This window comes from Protofrankia sp. Cr1 (genome assembly GCF_963555865.1).
Lineage (GTDB): Bacteria > Actinomycetota > Actinomycetes > Frankiales > Frankiaceae > Protofrankia.
On sequence record NZ_CAUVXO010000123.1, the window covers coordinates 1 to 535 of the forward strand.

Here is a 535-nt window from a genome sequence, read left to right on the forward strand (position 1 = left end):
CGGGGGCAGAAGTGCCCGGTCGGACCATCCGGACGTCCGCACAGCACGCACGGAGGTCTACCGGCGGCGACGATGCTGCGCGCCCGCTCCACGAACGCCTTGGTCTGGTCGAGGGACAGGGAGACCTGGAGGGTGTCGAGCGAGGTCTCGTCATCGGGCCCCCCGGCCGCCACCCCGCCACGAGCCCGGCCCGCGGCCTCGACCAGCACCCGCTTGCCGTCCCAGGACACCGTGAGCTTGCCGAGGTGGAAGTCCTCCTCGAAGGGGGCATCCAGCGGCGCAAGGTCAACGAAGACATCCCGCGCCTCGGGTACGGCCACGCCCCCGGTGCGGCTAAGCTGGCCGAGGAGCGTTGTCAGCCCTTCGGTGAGCGCGTTGACCTCGATCTTCTCCAGGCCGACGGTGACAACCTGTCCTTGCGCGCTGGCCTGAAGGTAGAAGTCACGTTCGCCGGGCTGACCGACGGTTCCGACCACGAAACGGTCTGGCGAGTCGAACACGTGCCGCTGCTGCTGGTACACCTCGTCCCTCCCTA

The 535-nt window shown here is 69.2% G+C and carries 1 protein-coding gene; it reads right to left on the bottom strand.

All coding sequences use genetic code 11. From position 1 onward, the window contains the following. Positions 1 to 521, bottom strand: a 521-nt coding sequence (locus tag U9980_RS12265; protein ID WP_322768020.1) for a DUF3090 family protein, incomplete at its 3' end; no start/stop codon positions are given. Between the last annotated feature and the right edge of the window lie 14 nt (positions 522 to 535).